The sequence below is a fragment of the Myroides sp. LJL116 genome (assembly GCF_054871685.1).
Genome location: NZ_JBTXLR010000004.1, coordinates 17,742 through 34,690, shown reverse-complemented (window position 1 = coordinate 34,690; position 16,949 = coordinate 17,742). Strand labels below are relative to the sequence as shown.

Sequence of the window (16,949 nt, the reverse complement as noted above, 5' to 3'; positions counted from 1 at the left end):
CTGTAAAATAAAAAGTGGGTATTTGTTAGTTACAAATACCCACTTTTATTGTGTTTTATTTTTTATCTACACCGTTTCTTAACCATTGTTGGTATTCAGAAATATCAGGCATATAACCTACAGGCTCACTTAAACGTTTACCATTCTCATCTAAAATAATGTAGTAAGGTTGAGCATTAGCTTGGTAGTTTTCCATTTGGAAATCACTCCATTTATTACCAATTGTCTTTACCTTTTTTCCACTTGTCTTAGAAATATATTGCTCATTTTCTGGAAGCTCTTTTCTATCATCAACGTATAGTGAAATTAACACTACTTCGTTTTTCAAGATACTTTGTACACTAGCATCTGACCATACATAATCTTCCATTTTTCTACAGTTAACACAAGCAAAGCCAGTGAAATCTAATAGTACAGGCTTGTTTACACTCTTGGCATAATCCATTCCTTTTTGGTAATCGGTAAAGGCCATAATATCATGAGCTCCTAATTTAGCACCATCAGGTAATGCTCCAATACTAGTTGTACTTCCACCTGAACCACCCTTAGCTCCTACTCCATAAGGACTCTCACTATAAGTCATAGGAGGTGGGAATCCAGAGATAAGTTTTAATGGGGCACCCCAAAGTCCTGGTATCATATAAATGGTAAACACACTCACTAAAATAGCCATGAACAATCTACCTACAGATATACTATCGGTTGGGCTATCATGTGGTAAACGTATTTTCCCAAGTAAATATAAGCCCCATAGACCAAAGATAGCGATCCAAATTGCCAAGAATATTTCTCTTTCTAAATAATGCGTTTGTAACACTAAATCTGCATTGGATAGGAATTTGAAAGCAAGAGCTAATTCTAAAAACCCTAAAGATACCTTCACTGTATTTAACCATCCTCCAGAACGTGGCATAGAGTTTAACCAACCTGGGAACATTGCAAATAACATAAATGGTAAAGCTAAAGCCAATGAGAAACCAAACATTCCTACAATTGGTGCAATTCCACCTTTAGATGCTGCCTCTACAAGTAAAGTTCCTACAATTGGACCTGTACAAGAGAAAGAAACAATAGCCAAGGCTAAAGCCATGAATAGGATTCCAATAAGTCCTCCTCTATCCGCTTGAGAGTCTACTTTATTTGCCCAAGAGTTTGGTAACATGATTTCAAAAGCTCCTAAGAAAGAACTTGCGAAAACAATTAAAATAATAAAGAAAACAATATTAAAAGTTACACTTGTAGACAACTCATTTAAAGAGTCTGCTCCAAAAACTGCTGTTACAATCGTTCCTAAAATAACATAAATAAATATGATAGATAGTCCATAGAAAATTGCATTCTTAATTCCTTTTGCGCGAGTTTTACTTTGTTTAGTAAAAAAGCTAACTGTCATTGGAATCATTGGGAATACACAAGGAGTTAAAAGGGCTGCAAAACCAGATAAGAAAGAAAAGAAAAAGATAGTAAATAATCCTTTTTGCTCCTCTTTTTTAATAGTTTTATTTCCTTGAACATCTGCAGTATCTTGTTTTACAACTGTATTATCTGTAGCAACAATATCCTCGAAATTTTGAACCTCTGTGGTGGTTAATGTCTTTAAATCGTATACAAATAAATTACTTTGGTTAATACATACTTCTTCACAAACTTGGTAAGCCACCTCAATTTGTAAAGTAGTTACATCTGGATGATCTAAAGAAATTGTCTGAACTAAAGTGATGTCTCCAACAAAATAAGTTTCATCTACTCCAAAGATATCATTAAAACTTGTAGCAGTTTCACTCTCTGAAGCTTTTCCAATTGGGGTATAATTCCCTTCTTGATTATTATAAATAAATTCTAAAGGTAATGGCCCACCTTCCGGGGTGTATTGTGAGTAGATATGCCATCCTTCCTTTACAGTGGCATTCCAAGTAATAATATACTCTGTATCACTTTTCTTTTCAATTGAAGACTTCCATACCGATGGATTTTCAAACATCTGAGCAGATGCTTGCAAAGAAGTAATCATTAAAAAGAAAATAAAAATAAATTTTCTCATACTGTTAATTCTAATTTAATAATGTTTTGTGTTGAACTTGTAACTTTAAATCTATCATCCAATCGATGAGCTATTACCCAAACGATTTGGTCTTTACTGGTAACAACCCAGGTTTGCTTTTTTTGAAAAAGATCTAATTTTTGATCCTTAAAAAATTTACTCACCTTTTTTGTTCCCTTCATTCCCAATGGCATAAACCGATCTGTTGGCTGAACTTTCCTTATTTTTAAAGGTAAACTAAGCTTATCGGCATCTAGGTAAACAACATTATTGTTAAAGGACACCTCATCTTTACTACAGCTTTTCATCTCTAATTTAATTGGGTCGGTAATATACGTATTGTTGTCAATACTATACTCTTTATGTGCTTCGAAATTTAATTCATCCGCTTTTTTAAGAATTAAATATTCCCTGTCTTTTAGTAATATATATTCTTTAGCTAAAATATGTTTTCCACTTCTAGCATCTAATAAATCCACAATATCTGACCAAGCACTAAAACCATAAGGTTGTAACCACTGATACAAATAAGCTTTTGCATTAGATAATTGCTTGATTTGCTCTATATTAAAATAAAGGCCATCCCCTTTTTTGTGAACTACTTTTTCATAAGCCCATTTTTGGGCATCTTGACTTAATTGAAAACTTTGTTTTAAATTTTCTTGAGTCAAAGAAAACGCAGAGGTAAAATCTCCTGGTAGTTCTCTAAAGAGAGGGACAATTTGATTGCGTATTTTATTTCTTAAATACTTATTTTGTGCATTGGTATGATCTTCTCTCCAAGGGTAGTTATTAGCCAACATATAGGCCATAATGTTTTCTCTTGTAAAAGCTAATAAAGGCCTTACAATGGATTTATTACTACTTGGAATACCAGTTAACCCTTCGATCCCTGTTCCTCTTGATAAATGAATAAAGAAAGTTTCAATACTATCATCTAAGTGATGTGCTGTTAAAACAAAATCAAACCCATGCTGTTTTGCAAGACTTTCAAACCAAGTATATCGCAATTCTCTTGCGGCAATTTGAATGGATTGTTTGTTTTCTTTAGCATAGCCCACTGTGTCGAATTCTTTAACAAAAACCTCTAGGTTTAAGTCTTTTCCTAGATCCTCTACGAACCTTTGGTCCTCATTACTAAAAGAATCTCTTAGATGAAAATTACAATGTGCCAAAGAAATATCAAGGTTTAAGGCTTTACACAAATGACATAAAGCCACACTATCTACCCCCGCACTAATAGCTAAGAGCAATTTTGCGTTAAAAAGTGGGGCAAAATGTGTTGTTAGGTGTTTTTTAAATTCTTCGATCATTGTAAAAAGACCTCCACAAAAATGGATAAATGTAAATTACTAAAGCGTAAAAATAAGCTTTACAAGCTCACATAAACAAACAATTTAACAAAAAAAAAACCACAATTTTAATTTGTGGCTTTTATTATTATTCATTCTCGATAATAGAGTTATGGGCATAATTTCTCCATTTTTCTATTACTTGAGTCATCTCAGTAGGTATCTGGGATTCAAAACGCATGAATTCCTTTGTAACTGGGTGTTCGAAACCTAAAGTTTGCGCATGTAAAGCTTGTCTTGGTAATAGACTAAAACAGTTATCTACAAATTGTTTATATTTTGTAAAAGTTGTTCCTTTTAAAATAATATTACCACCATATCTCTCATCATTAAATAAAGTATGACCAATATGCTTCATGTGTACTCTAATTTGGTGGGTACGTCCAGTTTCTAATTGACAAGAAACTAAAGTAACATATCCCAATCTCTCCAATACTTGGTAATGCGTTACTGCCCATTTACCTTTTTCTGGATCTTCAAAAGCAGCCATTTGCATACGATCTTTTACATGACGACCAATGTAACTTTCCACTGTTCCATTTTCTTGTTCCACATTACCCCATACTATAGCAATGTATTTTCTCTCTGTAGTTTTTTCAGCAAATTGTCTTTGTAAATCTGCCATAGCACTTTCGGTCTTAGCAATAACTAATAAACCACTTGTATCTTTATCAATACGGTGTACAAGTCCTGGACGCTCACTTGAATTTAGCGGTAGGTTTTCAAAGTGGTATGCTAAAGCATTAACTAAAGTACCTGTATAATTTCCATGTCCTGGATGTACTACCAGTCCAGCAGGTTTATTTATTACAAGTAAAGTGTCATCTTCATAAACAATATCCAAAGGAATATTTTCCGGTATAATATGGTTTTCAAATGGAGGTTGCTCCATAAGTACCCTTACAACGTCATTTGCTTTAACCTTATGGTTAGATTTTACTGCAACTTCATTGACAAAAATATTGCCATTAGCCGCTGCTTGTTGAATTTTATTTCTAGTGGCATTCTCCACTAAGTTCATTAAAAACTTATCCACGCGAAGTGGAGCTTGTCCCTTTCCTGCTTCAAACCTATAGTGTTCGAATAATTCAGAGTTCGGTGTGTTTTGTTCGAAATCTTCGAACATATCAAAATCTTGTTGTTGCATCTATTTCTAATGATTTATTAATCAATCCCTGGTGCTCTATCCAGTTCTTCAGCCGATAAAGGAGCACGGCCATCTCCCAATACAAAGTTAATCACGGAGTTCTTAACTACTTTATCTCCCTCTTTTAAAACTTGCCCCTTTTGAGAAACTTGTAAAACAACGTCTTTCCCAATAAAACTTTTATAGGTAATACTCCCTGGAATTAATCCCAAAGAATGAATAGTTGCTAAAGCTTGACGATAGGTCAAATGTTCTAAATTTGGAAGGATAATATTTCCATATCCTCCAGCATTAATCTTCACATATATTTTTCTCCCTTGTTTTACAAAAGAATGCTCCTTAGGGTCTTGCTCTAAAATAGTAAAAGGAGGTAAGTTTTTATCATACTCTAAAGTATCTAAAACAACCATCTGCAATTTACTACTATCTAAAACCCCTTGGGCTTGCTCGGTATCTAATTGAATTAATTCAGGTACTGCAATTTTTTGATCGTGATTAGTGGTGTTCTTAAGCCACTCTAATAAGACAAAAACACTTACCACAGCTAATATTACGGCAATGATAATCGACCTAAAAAAAGCTTTGCTTACCAAAAATTTAAATAATTTCATAGTTATTGATTTTTAGCAAAGATATAAAATCGAAAACATTTTTTGTTTCTTGGTTTTGTTATAAATTTGTTTACAATAACAAAGGCTATATATTTAGCTGGTATTTAATTTAAAAACATTTCCAAATGAAGCATGTAGCGATTATAATGGGAGGCTATTCTAGTGAATTTGAGATCTCCTTGGCTAGTGGAAAAGTGGTCTTTGATACCTTAGACCCTCAAGAGTACATTCCTTATTGTGTTCATATATTTAAAGATAAATGGGTTTATGTAGATCAACAAGGTCTGGAATTTCCAATAGACAAGAATGATTTCTCTGTTAATTATAAAGGCCAAAAAATCCAATTTGATGTTGTTTTCAATGCAATTCATGGAACTCCTGGTGAGGATGGGAAAATGAAAGCTTACTTTGAATTAATTGGTATGCCTTGTACTTCTTGTGATTCTTACCAAGGTGCTCTTACGATGAATAAGAGAGATATGCTATCTGTTTTAAAACCCTATGGTATAAAAACAGCTATCTCTTACTACTTAAATCAAGGAGATGTAATCGACACTGAGGCTATTATTCATAAAGTTGGACTTCCTTGTTTTGTTAAACCTAACCGATCTGGTTCTTCCTTTGGTATCTCCAAAGTGAGAAGCTCCCAGGAATTAGACAAAGCAATTGAGCTTGCATATAAAGAAGACAATGAAATTATCATCGAAAGCTTTTTAGATGGTAGAGAATTTTCTGTTGGTGTTATCAATTATAAAGGGGAAATTACCGTATTACCAATCACGGAGATTATCTCTGAGAACGACTTTTTTGATTACCAGGCCAAATACGAAGGAAAAAGTCAAGAAATTACCCCAGCTAACATAAGTGAAAAAGTAGAGCAACACATCATAGAAGAAGCTACTCGTATCTATAAGATACTTAATATGGATGGTTTCTCTAGAAGTGAATTTATTTTAGTAGATGATGTTGCTTTTTTATTAGAGATGAATACCGTGCCTGGATTAACCAATGGAAGTATATTACCTCAACAAGCAAATGCAAGAGGAATATCTTTAAAAGATTTATTTAGTAATGCTATTGAATTAGCCCTAGAAAAACACCAATAACAAATGATTAGAAAAGCAGTTTTCCCAGGTTCTTTTGACCCAATTACCAATGGGCATGTAGATATTATTAATAGAGCATTACCTTTATTTGATAAAATTGTAGTTGCCATTGGAGTGAACTCCGATAAAAAATACATGTTTTCTTTAGAACAAAGAAAGCATTTTATTGAACAAGCCTTTAAAGGTAACCCTCAAATTGAAGTAGTAACTTATGAAGGATTAACTACCGATTTTTGTGAAAAAATAGATGCTCAATTCATTTTACGTGGGCTTAGAAACCCAGCCGATTTCGAATTTGAAAAAGCTATTGCTCACACCAACCGCTTTTTAACCAAGATGGAGACAGTATTTTTACTTACTGCTGCTAGTACTTCTTTTATTTCCTCTAGTATCGTTAGAGACGTTATAAGAAATAAAGGAGATTATACTAAGTTAGTTCCAAGTTCTGTAAGAATATAACTATAAAAAAAAGGCTGTTTAATTAAAAACAGCCTTTTTTTTATAGTTATTCTTCATGTAAAATATCTAATCCATCAATGATCAGGCGTATATTTTCATAAGTATTATCCATAGCTTTATGAATTTGCTTGACACTCTTCCACTTCACTTGCTCGATTCCCTCCTCACTTTGGGCTATTAATTCGCCTTGAAAGTCCGAAGTCATCTTATACCAAGAGGTAATCTTTAAACGATATTTCCCATTGCGCTTAAAAATATGGTAGGTCTTAGGAAGTTTTTCTACAATTTTTAAATTTCCTACCCCAGTTTCCTCCTCTACTTCACGCATAGCGGTTTGCTCCATGGTTTCATTTTTTTCCGTACCACCTTTTGGCAAATCCCATTTGCCTCCACGTTTAATAAATAAAACTTCCCCTTTTGGATTAAACACTACTCCACCTCCAGCTTTTTGCACCGGAATCTTAGCTTTTATCTGTTTTAAAATCTCTTTTTCATCTGGATGGTATAAAAAAGCCTTATCTATTTTATTTTGAAAATATTTAATGATAATTTTGTCAATATCGACACTGTTCAATAAAAACAATTGAAAATCGGTTTCTTTCTCGATCTTATCAGTTAAGAACAATGGTTTGTCGTTTACAAAAACTTTATACATTTGTATTATGATTTTTAATAAAGAAACAGCACAAAAAACGGCCGAATCGCTTTTGCAAATTAACGCAATTAAATTAAATCCAAAAAATCCTTTTATATGGGCTTCTGGGTGGAATTCGCCAATTTACTGTGATAATCGTATCACATTATCCTTTCCTGCAATTAGAAAATTCCTTCAAGAAGAGTTTTCTAAAAATATTTTACAAAAATATCCAGATGTAGAAGTAATTGCTGGAGTTGCTACAGGAGCAATTGGAATTGGATTATTAGTAGCAGAAGCACTTAATTTGCCTTTTGTTTACGTTAGACCAGAACCAAAAAAGCACGGTAGAAAAAACCAAATTGAAGGACATTTAGAGCCAGGAAAAAAAGTAGTAGTAATTGAAGACTTAATTAGTACAGGAAAAAGTTCTTTACAAGCAGTAGAAGCTTTAAAAGAAAATGACGCTATTATTTTAGGAATGGCAGCTATCTTTACTTATGAGTTCCAAATTGCTAAAGACAACTTTGCAAATGCAGGTATTGAATTAACTACTTTAAGTAATTATAGCTCTTTACTAAAGGCAGCGGTTGAACAAAACTATATTGCAGATCAAGATATGCAAACTTTAATGCAATGGAGAGAAGATCCATCGGTTTGGAACCAATAATACATTAACCTATAAAACAAATTACTATGAATTTACAAAGTCCTAAAATAAAAGTAGGTAAATCAGCTGAGCAGATTTTCAATGCTTTGAACGACATTAAAAACTTTGAAACTTTAATGCCTGAGTCTATCGCTAAATTTGAAGTTACATCGGATGATTCCTTTATTTTTGCTTTAAAAGGTATGCCTGAAATTAAATTAAAGAAAAAATCACAGACTCCTTTTTCTCAAGTAGTTCTTGGAGCAGCTAGTGATAAACTTCCCTTTACTTTAACTGGTAATATCCATGCATTAGACGATAACAATTGTGAGATTCAATTGGATTTTGAAGGTAGCTTTAATCCTATGATGGCTATGATGGTAAAAGGTCCAATTAGTAAATTCATAGAAGCTCTTTCAAGCAATATGGTTAAACTATAAGAAACCTAAATAAAAAAACCGATGTAAGAATACATCGGTTTTTTTTTATCTCTTATTTTTTCTATTTACTTAAACTTCACTTCAAACTCCAACACTTTTGGATTTTCAAAGACTTGTTGTAAAGAAAAACTCTGGGTAAAACTCTTTCCATCAGAGCTAATTCTAGCCTGAGGATAAGAAACACTTTTTATGACTTGATCAAAACTCATCTTTATCTGGTATTCCATCATATTGATATTTCCCATTGTAGAAAGCTCTTGGCTCAATTGCTTATCGGCCTGGGTAGGTAATTTTCTAGTAAACTCCTTTTGATTATAAAAGTACTCACTTGATGTGGTTACCCACATTTGATCATTAGTTGAACCTTGGGAATCTCCAGAATTATCGGCTTGAAAAATTTGTTGTAAATCTCTTATATCTTCATTAAGTTGTTTATAATTATCACTTTTAAAAGTAAAATAAATTTGTCCGTTATTTTCCTGCATTACCGCACTCATTTTCACTTTTTTGGCCAATTCTTTTAATTGAGGATGTACTTTATAAATACTATCTAATTGTTCTTTGGATTTCTCATCGGCCCCCTTAGAGGCTAACACTTGTTCTAATGAAACTGGTGGTTGATTAAAAAAATCTTTGCTTTCACTGATCATTTTCTCTACCGCACTTTCTCCCATCATATCCACCATAGCACTAAAGTCTACTAGATAAGTATAATCGATTTCACCTTTTTTATTAACTTTTATCTCCTCTTTTAATTGACAAGACTGCATAAAAAGGCTGAAGACAAAAACACTTAAAACATATAACACGTTTCTCATAAGATTATTTTTCTTATAAAAATACTATTTTAATCCTTTATCCGCTAGCATAAAAAAACCAAAGGCCATAAAAAAAACCAATCCTTTAAAAGAATTGGCTCTATATAGTATAATAACTTCTAGGCGTTGACCTGGTTATTATTGAATTTCTGCACTTAAACCAGCATCCAAGAGTTGTAAGCATTGAGGTTTTAAAACAGAAAACTCTCCTGTTTTAACCGTGCACTTTCCTTTGTAATGAACTAAGACAGCACATTGCTCAGCTTGCTCTGGGGTGTGATCACATACTCTGATCAAAGTCTCAATCACATGATCAAAAGTATTCACATCATCATTGTGAAGAATTATTTCACTTTGACCAGATAATAATTCCTCTACTTTTATATCCGACTGGATTTGCTCCTGTGTACTCATTTGTATTAATTTTCTATTACTGTTTAATGTACTTCAAAGATACCCAATTATTTCTTTCTAATTGGTCTTGTAAAACAAGTCCTAAACTTTTAGCACATTGATCAATACTTTCTATGTCTTGGGTATAGAATCCACTAAAATAGATTTCTCCATTTTGCTTTAAACAATCTACATAGGTATGCATATCATTTAATAGGATATTTCTATTAATGTTAGCCAATATAGCATCGTATTTTGGTATCTTACTTAAAATAGAAGCATCTCCTTCTGCAACAAAGATATTGCTACATCCGTTGCGTTGTGCATTCTCAATAGAGTTCTCACAACACCAAGGATCAATATCAATAGCATCTACACTCTTTGCTCCTGTCATACTAGCTAAGATTCCCAAAATAGATGTTCCACATCCCATATCTAATACCACTTTATCTTGCATCGGATTTTTTAGAATCTGACGAATCATCATAAAAGTAGTTTCATGGTGTCCCGTTCCAAAACTCATTTTTGGCTCGATAACTACATCGTATTTACTATTATTTGGAGCGTGAAATGGAGCCCTTACATAACAAATAGAATCTACATCAATTGGTTCAAAGTTCTTTTCCCATTCCGCATTCCAATTTACTTGAGCAATATCTTCTTTTACCCATGAAATAGAAAACTCTGGATTGTCTAAAATGTAAATACCCTCTAGGATATCACTTGTCCACAAACTCTCTTGTACATAAGCACTTAATCCTATACTAGTTTCTTGAAAACTTTCAAAGGCAGTTTGACCTAGTTCTGCCAATAATATTTCACTACCTAATTCCTTTGGCTGGATTGTAAAATGATAACCTATATATTTCATGTGTGTATTTTTTTATAAATGACTGCAATAAAGGGACTAAAAATTTGCTTTAAAATAAAACGCCGCTTCATAGCTTTTTGCAAAACTAATGCTATTTTTGCAATGCAACACATTTAATTTATATGAAAAATATTTACACGGCATTAATACTACTAGCCACTACAGTGGTATTTGCTCAAGAAAAGCCCTCTTTACAAGAGCAGCAAGACAAATTACAGGAATTATCTAAACAAGTTACTGAGTTACAAAAGCAATTTGAAGATCAAAAAAAGCAAATGGAGCTTCAAGCCCAAGAGCTAGATGAGCAAAAAAAGGCTACTAACTCTTTCTTTAATCACATCTCAGACACTCATTTAGAAGATTTACCTTATTATAGCTATGGTAGTGGTTTAGGGATTACATCAAAAGACAGTATCTTTAAGTTAAACATTCGCTTTAGAATGCAAAATAGAGTAACTGGCTATTTTAATCAGGATGAAAAGGCACAGTATGATGCGCAAATTAAAAGATTAAGATTGCGATTTGATGGTTATGTTGGAAGTCCAAAATTCCTATATGCTATTCAATTATCTTTTGCTCCTGGTGATATGGGAACCCCAACTATCGGACAACACCCTAATATTATCCGTGATGCAGCTGTTACCTATAAGCCCAATAATTACTGGAGTATTATTTTTGGACAAACAAAACTACCAGGTAACAGACAAAGAACCAACTCTTCTGGAGCTTTGGAATTAACGGATCGTTCGATTAATAATGCTAAATTTAATTTAGACCGTGATTTTGGTCTACAAGCTTATTATGTAAGAACACCTAAGGACAAATTTGGTTATGCTATTAAAACTGCCATTAGTACAGGTAGAGGAAGAAACTTTGTTGCTAAACAAAAAACCAGCAGTTATACCTTAACAGGTCGTGGAGAATTATACCCATTAGGAGCTTTCTCTAAGAACGGAGCCTTTTTTGAGGGAGATTTAGCCAGAGAAATAACTCCTAAATTAATGCTAGGGACTACTTTTTCTTACGCAAGCCAATCTCATCTTAATCAAGGGCAACTAGGAAGTCCATTGTTCACACCTAAAAACTACACGGCTGTTTTATCCGATGCTATCTTGAAGTACAATGGATGGGCGGCAATGGTTGCATACATGAATAGAGAATTAAGTGATCCTATTTCTTCTATCATGAACCAAGATGGGACTACTAGTTATAGCTATGTTTTTGCAGGACATGGACTAGACTATGAATTAAGTTATATGTTCCCTAGTCACTATTCATTAATAGGAAGAGTTTCTACTCAAAATATGAAAAGTGTATTAAGAGATAATTTTAACTTGCCAAACACTACAGAATATACCATTGGGGTATCTAAATATATTTGGGAGCATGCCTTTAAAATACAGGCAGAACTTACCTATGATAAACTAGACTATATTGCATCACCTTCCAAAAACAATTGGTATTTCCGCATGCAAGTAGAAATTGGTATTTAATATCCAAAACCCTTTTACACGTTAAATTACGAAATATAATTAACTACGATTTAATAATACTTTCACTATTTAACTAAAAAACCAACATTCCCTTTTCGTACCTTTGGCAACAAGTACATAACTTTTTAATTTATGAAAAATATTTTAGTGATAATTATTCTTGTCCTAGGCTGCTTTGTAAGTTCATGCGGTACTAAAAATGACAATAAGTTAGATTATCATGTTATCTTAGATACCGACCAGACAGCAGAAGATAAAGAGTTTAGAGTAATTGGCTCTAATCGCATAGCTACTTTGAATAAAGCAATCAAGGAGAAAAACTTGATTTCGGAAGCTCAAATCATGCAAGAATATTCTCCAGAGGACAAAACTCCAAATAGTGAGTATTTATATGTACTAAGGAAAAAGATAAACTTAGATCCTGAGAACATTACTATCTCTTTATTAGAAGATCAAGTTAATCATCCAGCTATTCGTGCAAAAAGAATTATCATGGAACTTGTAAAGTCAAAGGACAATGCCTTTAAGGTTACTAAGATAAAAGAAAGTTACCAGTGCCGCTTAAATAGAGGTCAACAAGAATGGAGCGCAGATTACTGCATTTAAATACAATAAAAATAAAACGCCAAATAGATAATCTATTTGGCGTTTTATTTTTTAGTTTACATCCGTAGAAGGCTCACTTTGAATTTGATCATCTTTACGAGCAATATTCATATTTGGAAATTTCTTTTGAATCGACTTTAGAGCGAATTCATTAATTTCTGCCATTGCTTCTTGAGAAGGTAATTTCAATGTATCTGCATTGTGTTTTAATACTTCTTCTAAAAGAATCTGTGTTCTTAGTAATTGGAAATTTAAATCAATTATTTCTCCAGCAATATCAATGTCTCCTAATTTCATTTTATATCTTTTTATTTTTCAACATCTAGTACCATTGTTGAACTAGCTACTGTAAAAATAGTAAACTATTTTAAATTCTGTCTTACCTAGGGGTTATTTAATCTTTAAAAACAAAATTTAATTCCTCTCTTAGATTATAACGAGAAGACATTACCTCTCCGTAGGCTCCAGCTGAACGAATAGCAAGCATATCACCTCTGTGTAATAAAGGCAAAGCAATATCCTTACCAAAACAATCACTACTCTCGCAAATTGGTCCAACTACATCATAACGAACTAGTTCTTGTTCCTTGTCATCAGAACCAGTACTTATCTTTTCTACTTTGTGTACAGCTTGATATAAAGCAGGTCGTAAAAGCTCTGTCATACCTGCATCTAAAATAGCGAAATTCTTATTTACTCCATTTTTAATATAAAGTACTCTTGAGATAAGACTTCCACAATTCCCAACGATACAACGTCCTAATTCAAAGTGTACCTCTTGTGTTTTCTCTATCTCTAAGAACTCGTTAAATAAACCAAAGAAAGAAGAAAAGTCTACAATTGGCTCTTTATCCGGTTCTGCATAATTAATACCTAGTCCTCCTCCTAAATTCAAAATAGGCACTGTAATTCCTTTATCGATAAAAAAGGCATTCCACTGGTTTACTTTTACACATAAATTTCTAAACACATCTAAATCTGTAATCTGAGATCCCACGTGAAAATGTAATCCCACAAAATTTAAACTTTGAGAATTATTAGTAAAAATATCTAAACAATTATCTAGTTCATGGGCCATAATCCCAAATTTATTTTCGTCTAACCCAGTGGTAATATAATGGTGAGTTTTAGCATCTACGTTAGGATTAATACGCAAAGCTATATTTGCCTTAACTCCCAAGTTACTTGCGATCTCTCCAATTACCTTTAATTCAGCAACGGATTCTACGTTAAAGGCTAAAATATTATTATTTAAAGCAGTAGTAATTTCTTTATCTGTTTTACCAACTCCAGCAAATACAACCTCATCGGCTTTAAAGCCATTTTCAATGGCCAATTCAATTTCTTTACCACTAACACAATCTGCCCCTAAACCAAAAGAAGCAATAGTTTGTAAAATAACAGGATTATTATTGGCCTTAACTGCATAATGAACATGGTAATTATATTTATCGGCTTGGTTTTTTACCTCTTCTACTGTTTGTCTTAATAAAGGCAAATCATAGTAGTAAAAAGGAGTAGAATGGTTTTGTAAATTATCGAAATTATTTTTCATTTTTTTAAAATAAACGGTTGTGTAAAGATCTTAAAGCTTCTACTTTATAAGTAGTAGGTACTAAGATAGAAATGTTGTGTTCGCTACCTCCATAAGAGATCATACGAATTGGAATGTGTTTAACTGCCTCAGAAACTATTGTAGCATGTCCATGTGTATTTCTTCTGAAATCCCCAACAATACATACAATGGATTGGTCATGATCTAATTCTACAGTTCCAAAATTCTCTAATTCTTTGATTATTTTATCTAAGTTAGTTGTATCATCAATAGTTAAAGATACAGCCACCTCAGAGGTAGTAATCATATCAATTGGTGTTTTATAACGTTCAAAAACTTCAAAGACTCTTCTTAAAAATCCGTATGCTAGTAACATTCGTGAAGAGTTAATTCGAATAGCAGTAATACCATCTTTAGCAGCAATAGCAACGATTTGATCCTCACTTTGACTTTTAGAAGAAATTAAGGTTCCTTTTGCAGTAAGCTCCATAGTATCTAATAGACGCACTGGTACATTGAATCTTTTAGCTGGGAAAACACTTTGAGGGTGTAAGATTTTAGCTCCAAAATAAGCCAACTCCGCTGCTTCATCAAAACTCAAATGAGATAATGGTTTTGTATTTTGAACAAATCTAGGGTCATTGTTATGGAATCCATCAATATCCGTCCAGATTTGGATTTCCTCTGCTTGTAAAACAGCTCCTAATAAAGAAGCAGTATAATCCGATCCTCCTCTACGCAGGTTATCTACTTCCCCAAAAGCATTTCTACAAATGTATCCTTGTGTGATAAAAAGAGTGTCTTGTGGGTATTTATCTAATGTTAGTTTTGCATTAGTTTGTATAAAATCTACATCTGGCTCGTTTTCCTGATCCATTCTCATAAAGTCTAAAGCTGGTAATAAAACAGACTTTACATTTTTTTCTTGTAAATGGCAATGAAATAAAGTAGTAGAAAGTAACTCTCCTTGAGCTAAGGTAATTCTTTGCTCTATTTTAGTAAAGATATCGTTACCTAATTCATACAATAGGTTAAAATGCTTATCAATTATAGCTTGACCTTGAGCTAAGGCATTTTCTGTAGTAAATAATTCCTTTATGAAAGTCTTATATTTCTCATATAAAACATCAATAGCTTGGTGAGCTTGTTTTTTTTGCTGATTTAAATACAACTGAGCAATTTCTTCCAAAGCATTCGTTGTTCCAGAAACAGCGGATAATACTACTAAGTGTGCATCACTTGGCTGCGACTCAATAATAGTTAACAATTGCTCCATGCGTTGTGGGGTTCCTACGGAAGTTCCTCCAAATTTTAAAACTTTCATAAATTAATTAATTGATTATTTTTTCTTTTTAATTTTTATTTACAACCATTCCTGCGTCTATATAAAAAAGTAGTGTAATAAAAAAGGGACTTGTCGTGATGACAAGTCCCTTACTATATTTTTCGTATATCTATAGAGAAACTGCTCACGACATTTGACGTAAGTTCACCTTCTTCCCCTTCTTCATTATAGATACAAACATGATTGTTTTTTTCTTATTATTATTGATTACAAATATAGCTACTTATTTTAAAAAACAAACCTTTTCTTAAAATAAATTATTTTTAAAAATCCCAAGCCATTGTATAATTGTTACAATTACTCCCATTAATATTGATTTTCGACAAAATAAAAGCAAAGATACTTCAGTTTTTTAGCAAAACACCAAAAGCCATTTTGGCCATTTTCCCTAAATACTTAAAATATTTAAGTACTAAAGCGACCTTTTATAACGACACTTTTACAAATAATAATCGGTGAAAAATCTATTCTATAGAATTTTTTTCTTCTCTTCGTTGCAAAACAGAATCTGTTTCGGCGTTACCATATTTCCAATAAGAGTATGCATAAAGCTCATTTGCTGACCAACCCTTTTCTTTTCTAAAATAATGCCTTAAAGCTTTTATACTTTGCATTTCACTTGCTAAATAGCCAAATTTACTTTCTTGATGATTTTTATTGTCAACAATATCCTTCACTTTTTGGATTAATTGAGTATTTACCCCTGGTGTAGGATTAATAAGCCAAGTAATTTCTGCCTGACATTGGTGATTTAAAGTCTGTATATCCTCTAAAGATTCTACCTCAAGGATAACATCTGCTTTCACATTAGATGGTAAACTCTCTAAAATCGCTCCTAAAACTGGAATGGCAGTTGCATCACCTGCTAGCACATACCAATTTGCTTGTGGATATAATTCTTTCTTTACTACCCCCATAGCTACTCCTAAAGGTGCACCAATTGGAGCATTGATAGCAAAATCAGAAGCTGGTGAATCACTACCATGAGCAACAAAGTCAATTATAATCTCTTTTTTGTCTAAGTCAATCCCTCTATGAGTATAAGTTCGCATGATAGCTGCTTTGGAAGGATCTTGGTGTACTACTTTTTTAGTCTGTGGATCCATCTGGCCAAACTCTATTGTGGAGCATCCCTTTGGAGCTAAAAATATTTTATTGTTAACTCCTATGGTTGTTTCTTTAAATTGATCTACCTCCGGATGGGTTAAGGTTAATCGAATATAATGAGGAGTGATATATTGTCTATTTACTAAAGTGAATATCTTTCTACTAGTATTTGCTTTCATTACTACTTACTTTATGGTCATGAAAGACAAATATAAGCAATTATAATTATTTAGTCTTATTCAAAACAACTAATTAGCTTTAGGCAAAACACTCCCCCTAGTAGACTACTAAAGAAGACTACTTTGCTCTTTTTACTTAGCTA

The 16,949-nt window shown here is 32.8% G+C and carries 18 protein-coding genes; 6 read left to right on the top strand and 12 right to left on the bottom strand.

Translation table 11 applies throughout. The features are described 5' to 3' along the window. Positions 1-55 precede the first annotated feature (55 nt). The 4 genes from ACYSNM_RS04730 to ACYSNM_RS04715 form a co-directional block, all read right to left on the bottom strand. Complete coding sequence (locus ACYSNM_RS04730) at positions 56-2,011, bottom strand: protein-disulfide reductase DsbD family protein (protein WP_461755985.1); 1,956 nt, start codon at positions 2,009-2,011, stop codon at positions 56-58. Positions 2,012-2,037: 26 nt separating this feature from the next. Further along, on the bottom strand, positions 2,038-3,354 hold the full coding sequence (gene tilS / locus ACYSNM_RS04725; RefSeq protein ID WP_461755843.1) for a tRNA lysidine(34) synthetase TilS: 1,317 nt from the start codon (positions 3,352-3,354) through the stop codon (positions 2,038-2,040). 127 nt (positions 3,355-3,481) lie between these two features. Then, positions 3,482-4,540, bottom strand: a complete 1,059-nt coding sequence (locus tag ACYSNM_RS04720) for an RluA family pseudouridine synthase (RefSeq protein ID WP_461755842.1) — start codon at positions 4,538-4,540, stop codon at positions 3,482-3,484. 17 nt (positions 4,541-4,557) lie between these two features. Continuing rightward, positions 4,558-5,151, bottom strand: a complete 594-nt coding sequence (locus ACYSNM_RS04715; RefSeq protein ID WP_461755841.1) for a PASTA domain-containing protein — start codon at positions 5,149-5,151, stop codon at positions 4,558-4,560. Between the two features lie 125 nt (positions 5,152-5,276). Between ACYSNM_RS04715 and ACYSNM_RS04710 the strand changes: the two genes are divergently transcribed. Together ACYSNM_RS04710 and coaD are read left to right on the top strand one after the other, a co-directional pair. Then, positions 5,277-6,257, top strand: coding sequence for a D-alanine--D-alanine ligase (locus tag ACYSNM_RS04710; protein WP_461755840.1), 981 nt, complete (start codon positions 5,277-5,279; stop codon positions 6,255-6,257). 6 nt (positions 6,258-6,263) lie between these two features. Further along, positions 6,264-6,716 (top strand): pantetheine-phosphate adenylyltransferase, encoded by a 453-nt coding sequence (gene coaD / locus ACYSNM_RS04705; protein WP_461754078.1) that lies wholly within the window; start codon positions 6,264-6,266, stop codon positions 6,714-6,716. Between the two features lie 46 nt (positions 6,717-6,762). Here the strand turns inward: coaD and ACYSNM_RS04700 are convergent, their stop codons facing one another. Continuing rightward, the gene (locus tag ACYSNM_RS04700; RefSeq protein ID WP_461755839.1) at positions 6,763-7,371 is read right to left on the bottom strand and encodes an NUDIX hydrolase; all 609 of its coding nucleotides are present in this window, start codon (positions 7,369-7,371) and stop codon (positions 6,763-6,765) included. A 7-nt stretch (positions 7,372-7,378) separates the two neighbouring features. On the opposite strand from ACYSNM_RS04700, the gene pyrE reads away from it, so the two are divergent. Further along, complete coding sequence (pyrE, locus tag ACYSNM_RS04695) at positions 7,379-8,020, top strand: orotate phosphoribosyltransferase (RefSeq protein ID WP_461755838.1); 642 nt, start codon at positions 7,379-7,381, stop codon at positions 8,018-8,020. Between the two features lie 26 nt (positions 8,021-8,046). Further along, positions 8,047-8,439, top strand: a complete 393-nt coding sequence (locus ACYSNM_RS04690) for an SRPBCC family protein (protein WP_461754065.1) — start codon at positions 8,047-8,049, stop codon at positions 8,437-8,439. A 65-nt stretch (positions 8,440-8,504) separates the two neighbouring features. Here the strand turns inward: ACYSNM_RS04690 and ACYSNM_RS04685 are convergent, their stop codons facing one another. The 3 genes from ACYSNM_RS04685 to prmA all read right to left on the bottom strand — a co-directional run bounded on the left by ACYSNM_RS04685 (position 8,505) and on the right by prmA (position 10,521). After that, positions 8,505-9,257 (bottom strand): hypothetical protein, encoded by a 753-nt coding sequence (locus tag ACYSNM_RS04685; RefSeq protein WP_461755837.1) that lies wholly within the window; start codon positions 9,255-9,257, stop codon positions 8,505-8,507. Positions 9,258-9,395: 138 nt separating this feature from the next. After that, a complete protein-coding gene (locus ACYSNM_RS04680; RefSeq protein WP_461755836.1) occupies positions 9,396-9,671 on the bottom strand; it encodes an ATP-dependent Clp protease adaptor ClpS in 276 nt (91 codons plus the stop codon). Between the two features lie 16 nt (positions 9,672-9,687). After that, a complete protein-coding gene (gene prmA, locus ACYSNM_RS04675) occupies positions 9,688-10,521 on the bottom strand; it encodes a 50S ribosomal protein L11 methyltransferase (RefSeq protein WP_461755835.1) in 834 nt (277 codons plus the stop codon). A gap of 122 nt (positions 10,522-10,643) precedes the next feature. Between prmA and ACYSNM_RS04670 the strand changes: the two genes are divergently transcribed. Together ACYSNM_RS04670 and ACYSNM_RS04665 are read left to right on the top strand one after the other, a co-directional pair. Continuing rightward, positions 10,644-12,014, top strand: a complete 1,371-nt coding sequence (locus tag ACYSNM_RS04670; protein WP_461755834.1) for a porin — start codon at positions 10,644-10,646, stop codon at positions 12,012-12,014. Positions 12,015-12,146: 132 nt separating this feature from the next. After that, on the top strand, positions 12,147-12,620 hold the full coding sequence (locus ACYSNM_RS04665; RefSeq protein WP_461755833.1) for a hypothetical protein: 474 nt from the start codon (positions 12,147-12,149) through the stop codon (positions 12,618-12,620). A 51-nt stretch (positions 12,621-12,671) separates the two neighbouring features. Here the strand turns inward: ACYSNM_RS04665 and ACYSNM_RS04660 are convergent, their stop codons facing one another. The 4 genes from ACYSNM_RS04660 to ACYSNM_RS04645 form a co-directional block, all read right to left on the bottom strand. Continuing rightward, positions 12,672-12,917 carry a hypothetical protein gene (locus ACYSNM_RS04660; protein ID WP_461754059.1) on the bottom strand — a complete coding sequence of 82 codons (246 nt, stop codon included), beginning with the start codon at positions 12,915-12,917 and terminating at the stop codon, positions 12,672-12,674. 97 nt (positions 12,918-13,014) lie between these two features. After that, positions 13,015-14,175, bottom strand: a complete 1,161-nt coding sequence (gene lysA, locus ACYSNM_RS04655) for a diaminopimelate decarboxylase (protein WP_461755832.1) — start codon at positions 14,173-14,175, stop codon at positions 13,015-13,017. A 4-nt stretch (positions 14,176-14,179) separates the two neighbouring features. Then, complete coding sequence (locus tag ACYSNM_RS04650; protein ID WP_461755831.1) at positions 14,180-15,499, bottom strand: aspartate kinase; 1,320 nt, start codon at positions 15,497-15,499, stop codon at positions 14,180-14,182. 485 nt (positions 15,500-15,984) lie between these two features. After that, complete coding sequence (locus ACYSNM_RS04645; protein ID WP_461755830.1) at positions 15,985-16,806, bottom strand: siderophore-interacting protein; 822 nt, start codon at positions 16,804-16,806, stop codon at positions 15,985-15,987. Positions 16,807-16,949: the final 143 nt, after the last annotated feature.

What these genes read in the sequence shown, in the direction of transcription:
- ACYSNM_RS04730 (WP_461755985.1), bottom strand. Translation starts at nt 2,011, where the DNA reads ATGATTACTTCTTTGCAAGCATCTGCTCAGATGTTTGAAAATCCATCG.
- tilS (WP_461755843.1), bottom strand. Translation starts at nt 3,354, where the DNA reads ATGATCGAAGAATTTAAAAAACACCTAACAACACATTTTGCCCCACTT.
- ACYSNM_RS04720 (WP_461755842.1), bottom strand. Translation starts at nt 4,540, where the DNA reads ATGCAACAACAAGATTTTGATATGTTCGAAGATTTCGAACAAAACACA.
- ACYSNM_RS04715 (WP_461755841.1), bottom strand. Translation starts at nt 5,151, where the DNA reads ATGAAATTATTTAAATTTTTGGTAAGCAAAGCTTTTTTTAGGTCGATT.
- ACYSNM_RS04710 (WP_461755840.1), top strand. Translation starts at nt 5,277, where the DNA reads ATGAAGCATGTAGCGATTATAATGGGAGGCTATTCTAGTGAATTTGAG.
- ACYSNM_RS04700 (WP_461755839.1), bottom strand. Translation starts at nt 7,371, where the DNA reads ATGTATAAAGTTTTTGTAAACGACAAACCATTGTTCTTAACTGATAAG.
- pyrE (WP_461755838.1), top strand. Translation starts at nt 7,379, where the DNA reads ATGATTTTTAATAAAGAAACAGCACAAAAAACGGCCGAATCGCTTTTG.
- ACYSNM_RS04690 (WP_461754065.1), top strand. Translation starts at nt 8,047, where the DNA reads ATGAATTTACAAAGTCCTAAAATAAAAGTAGGTAAATCAGCTGAGCAG.
- ACYSNM_RS04685 (WP_461755837.1), bottom strand. Translation starts at nt 9,257, where the DNA reads ATGAGAAACGTGTTATATGTTTTAAGTGTTTTTGTCTTCAGCCTTTTT.
- ACYSNM_RS04680 (WP_461755836.1), bottom strand. Translation starts at nt 9,671, where the DNA reads ATGAGTACACAGGAGCAAATCCAGTCGGATATAAAAGTAGAGGAATTA.
- prmA (WP_461755835.1), bottom strand. Translation starts at nt 10,521, where the DNA reads ATGAAATATATAGGTTATCATTTTACAATCCAGCCAAAGGAATTAGGT.
- ACYSNM_RS04670 (WP_461755834.1), top strand. Translation starts at nt 10,644, where the DNA reads ATGAAAAATATTTACACGGCATTAATACTACTAGCCACTACAGTGGTA.
- ACYSNM_RS04665 (WP_461755833.1), top strand. Translation starts at nt 12,147, where the DNA reads ATGAAAAATATTTTAGTGATAATTATTCTTGTCCTAGGCTGCTTTGTA.
- ACYSNM_RS04660 (WP_461754059.1), bottom strand. Translation starts at nt 12,917, where the DNA reads ATGAAATTAGGAGACATTGATATTGCTGGAGAAATAATTGATTTAAAT.
- lysA (WP_461755832.1), bottom strand. Translation starts at nt 14,175, where the DNA reads ATGAAAAATAATTTCGATAATTTACAAAACCATTCTACTCCTTTTTAC.
- ACYSNM_RS04650 (WP_461755831.1), bottom strand. Translation starts at nt 15,499, where the DNA reads ATGAAAGTTTTAAAATTTGGAGGAACTTCCGTAGGAACCCCACAACGC.
- ACYSNM_RS04645 (WP_461755830.1), bottom strand. Translation starts at nt 16,806, where the DNA reads ATGAAAGCAAATACTAGTAGAAAGATATTCACTTTAGTAAATAGACAA.